The following is a 4,068-nucleotide window of genomic DNA, read 5'->3' as shown; positions in this document are numbered from 1 at the left end:
TTTTTCCGTGACGTCAACAAGCTTTAAATATTATTTCATCAATAGAAATAAACAATTCACTAAAATAGGAGACCTAACCATGCCATACGACTATTTTGACCATTTTTTAAAACAGAGAAATAATCCGATTTTTACGGAAACGACGAATATAGTAAGACAGAAATTTTGGAGAGAAACATATGATGTAGTGGAATCTCAGGAATGGGAGGATATAACAGACAAGATAAGAAAAGGCTAACGATTCAGTAATTTAACCATTTGCCTGTATAATGGAAAACCGATTTTTTGAATGAAAAGCAAAAGAATATTCATTCCAGGCAATTCAAATTCTTTTTTTACTTTTTCCAATTCTTTAATGATATCTAATCTTTGAGGACATTTCCTTAAGCATTTTCCGCAGCCGTTGCATTTTCCTGCGTTTCCGGAACTGCCCATAATTCCTCCGACATACTGATAATAATCGAATAATGCTGGATTAAAAAATCCTTTATGACCAAACAGGTATTTTTCATTATAGATTTTCATGCATTCGGGAATATTGACTCCCTGCGGACAGGGCATGCAATACCCACAGGTTGAACAGTTGATTTTTAAAGAGTTTCTCATTACCCTTTTAACCCGTTCAACAGTTTCCAGATCCTCAAAGCTCATAGCCATTGGAGTTATTTTGCAGGCAACATCCAGATTTTCATCAAGCTGTTCAGTTGAATTCATTCCGGATAGGACACAGGTCACATTGCGATTATTCAAAACCCATTCCATAGCCCATCGGGCATTGCTTTTATCCGGATTTGCATTTTTAAAAATCTCTTCAGCATCAGAAGGCATTTTACCGGCTAGAATACCTCCCTTTAAAGGTTCCATTATAAATATACCCAATCCTTTTGAGGCCGCATACTCGATGCCCTCAACACTTGCCTGGACATTCTCATCAAAGTAATTGTACTGAACCATTACGACATCCCAATCATATCCATCAACCAACAGCTCGAATTCCTCTTTTGGTCCATGATAGGAAAATCCGATATGTTTTATTTTGCCTTCGCTTCGGGCCTTGTTTAAAAATTCGATGAGTCCTTTTTTCAGTAGTCGGTTCATTGCCTTTAAGTCAACTGCATGAACTAAATAATAATCAATGCAATCCCTCTGAAGCCTTTCAAGCTGTTCTGATAAAATTGATTCCATATCTTCATATTTTCGAACGTTTATTGCTGGCAATTTGGTGCATATTTTAACCTTATCCCTATATTCTCCCTGAAGGATTTCGCCTAAAAAGCTTTCGCTGTCTCCATAAAGGTATGCTGTATCAATAAAGTTGACACCATGGTCAATAGCATGATAGATTAATTTTCTGGCTTTATCACGATTAATCTTACCATTTTTCAATGGTAGCCTCATCGCACCAAAACCTAAAGAAGAGATTTCATCTCCGGTCTTTTTGATTGTTCTGTACTGCATGGTATCAATATTAAAAAAAATAGAGTATTTGCTGAGTTATTTCTCAGCGTTGTTAAAATAAATTATTCACATTCATTAATCATATTTTTCATATAATCAATAAGGGCATCTTTTGATTCATCATCATCCAATGCGAATTCGATTGAAGTTTTTAACCATTCGAAACGGTTTCCTATGTCATAGGTTTTTCCTTCAAAGGTATTTCCGTATATCGCATCGAGTTTGGATAATGCGTCGGTAAGCTGGATTTCACCGCCAACACCAGGTTCGGTTTCATCAATCTTATCGAAAATGTCTGCAGTCAGGACGTAACGTCCCATAATAGCCAAATTGGATGGCGCCTGGTGTGCCAATGGCTTTTCTACAAGTTTTTCGATTTTATAGATGTCCTTTTCAACTTCAGTTCCCTTAATAATACCGTATCTTTCTACCTTTTCTTTTGGAACTTCTTCAAGGGATATTGCGGATGCATTATATTTTTCATAAACATCAATCAGCTGTTTAGTGCATGGAACAGGACCTTTAGTGATTGAATCTCCTAAAAGCACTGCAAATGCCTCTCCGCCTATATGCTTTTTAGCACAGTAAATCGCATCACCAAGACCTTTCTGTTCCTTTTGTCTTACATAGCAGATATCGGCCAGATCTGTGATTGCACGAACTTGTCTTAAACGGTCGTCCTTACCTGCACTCTGTAAGGTCTGTTCAAGCTCAAATGATTTGTCAAAGTGATCTTCGATAGAACGCTTATTTCTACCGGTAACAATTAAAATATCATCAATACCTGAAGCTACGGCTTCTTCAATAACATATTGAATAGTAGGTTTATCATAAACAGGTAACATTTCTTTAGGTTGTGCTTTTGTAGCAGGCAAAAATCTAGTACCGAAACCTGCTGCAGGAATAACAGCTTTCATAGTTTATCACCAATAATAAATTATTAATTATATTTTTTAATTTTAATGCTTAAATAGTTACTTAAAAAAATAGATTGAAATTTAGTGCGGGGGACGGGACTTGAACCCGCGAAGGGACTGACCCACTAGGCCCTCAACCTAGCGCCTTTGACCGCTCGACCACCCCCGCATAAAACAAAAGTAGTTATAAAAAAATATGTTTTTATCATTATATATATTTAACTATTATTCGAGTATTTTTATAGTAATTTTTAACTCTTCCTCATTTTTTAAATCATTTATCAAATCCAAATTCAGGTCACGTGCAGCTTTGGAGGATTTTATCATCAGTGTTCTTGGGCATGTAAAATCACTTGTTCTGCAGACAATATCCGTCGGATGGGTTAAAGTCAAATCCTCATGGCCAAAACCAATAATTTCATCATGGCCATTAGGAGTATCGAGAATAACTGCTATTCTGGTGTTGGAGTCAGCAATTTTTTCTTTGAAATCATCTGGAAAGTCCGTCATTGAATCATCCATATCCACTCCGATTATACAGTCTGCAGTTGGTCCGATTTCTGTATCCTTTGTTATCTCGAAAGTGGATTTGTGCAAGGATGAGACATTCCTATGGCCTTTGGATTTAATCTTGAATTCCATATTAAAATGTATATCACTTGATGTTTTAATATTTTTTCAAATCCTGAATGAACTGGAGGAAAATCTCATGATTTGAAATGCCTCCACTATGAGGATTTAATTTAAATGCTTCAACATATGTGTTATATGCATCTTCATACCTGCAAAGGTTCAAATAACAGGACGCCTTGTCAAATAAATAACAGTCCACATCTGCATCTATAGATAATGCCTTATCCATATAGATTAAAGCAGTTTCAAAATCAGATTTATCCATTAAAATTTTTGCCTTAACATAGTATGAATATGAATTTGTAGAATTTAACTTAAGTGATCTGTTGATATTTTCCATTGCATCATCAAGTTTTCCCAGCTCAAGCAGTGCATCGGCTTTCAGCATATATGCCTGAGGATATTCATAAGGGGATTGCAAAACTTCATCCAATATCTTTAATGATTCCTCATACTCTTCAATTCCGTTGAGATACTGCACCTTAAAGAGTTTGACATCATTATTGTCCGAATCTATAGTAATCAGTTTTTTCAGACAATCCAATGCCGCATCAGATTCATTTAATCTAACCAACGCAACTGATTTGAAGCTTAATGCCAATGTGTTTTCATCATCCATGTTCAAAACTTCATCATAACATTTAATGGCCTCATCATAATTTTTAAGCAGGAGATTACAGTTTCCTTTAATGTTTAAGGTAACTTCATCCCTTTCATTCATCAGTTTTTCATCACATGCTTCAATAGCCTTTTTATAGCACTTTTCCGCACGATTTCTATTTCCCAATCTCAAATAACACTGGCCTTTGCTCATCAGGATTAAAGGATCATTCAATTCACTGCTTTCACATTCAATAATACAGTCAAGCGCCTGTTTGTACTTTCTCTGGCTAATTAAGGAAATTACCTCATCAAGAAATTCTACCTCTTCAGTATCATATTCATAGTAATTATACTTATTGGCCAACATCTTCACGGCTTCAACGAAGGAGATTTTAAGATATTCCTGCAAGAACTTAATCACATCGCCAGAGGCATCACAAGCGAAACACTTGTAGAT

Annotated in this window: 5 protein-coding genes and 1 tRNA gene; 1 reads left to right on the top strand and 5 read right to left on the bottom strand. The window is 35.8% G+C overall.

Annotation, left to right across the window (positions count from 1 at the left end):
* Positions 1-238: hypothetical protein (locus tag IJQ68_RS02560; RefSeq protein ID WP_292796555.1), on the top strand; the 238-nt coding region annotated here is incomplete at its 5' end.
* Here the strand turns inward: IJQ68_RS02560 and IJQ68_RS02555 are convergent.
* The 5 genes from IJQ68_RS02555 to IJQ68_RS02535 all read right to left on the bottom strand — a co-directional run.
* Positions 235-1,458, bottom strand: a complete 1,224-nt coding sequence (locus tag IJQ68_RS02555; RefSeq protein WP_292796553.1) for an aldo/keto reductase — start codon at positions 1,456-1,458, stop codon at positions 235-237. The genes IJQ68_RS02560 and IJQ68_RS02555 overlap by 4 nt on opposite strands.
* A gap of 62 nt (positions 1,459-1,520) precedes the next feature.
* Positions 1,521-2,375, bottom strand: coding sequence for a UTP--glucose-1-phosphate uridylyltransferase GalU (galU, locus tag IJQ68_RS02550; protein ID WP_292796551.1), 855 nt, complete (start codon positions 2,373-2,375; stop codon positions 1,521-1,523).
* Between the two features lie 85 nt (positions 2,376-2,460).
* A tRNA-Leu gene (locus IJQ68_RS02545) sits at positions 2,461-2,544 on the bottom strand.
* A 56-nt stretch (positions 2,545-2,600) separates the two neighbouring features.
* Complete coding sequence (locus tag IJQ68_RS02540) at positions 2,601-3,017, bottom strand: DUF371 domain-containing protein (RefSeq protein ID WP_292796549.1); 417 nt, start codon at positions 3,015-3,017, stop codon at positions 2,601-2,603.
* 25 nt (positions 3,018-3,042) lie between these two features.
* Positions 3,043-4,068: lipopolysaccharide assembly protein LapB (locus IJQ68_RS02535; protein ID WP_292796547.1), on the bottom strand; the 1,026-nt coding region annotated here is incomplete at its 5' end.

This window comes from Methanobrevibacter sp. (assembly GCF_017447225.1).
Lineage (GTDB): Archaea > Methanobacteriota > Methanobacteria > Methanobacteriales > Methanobacteriaceae > Methanocatella.
Note: the sequence above shows the minus strand (reverse complement) of the source record. Positions and strands in the feature narration are given on the sequence as shown.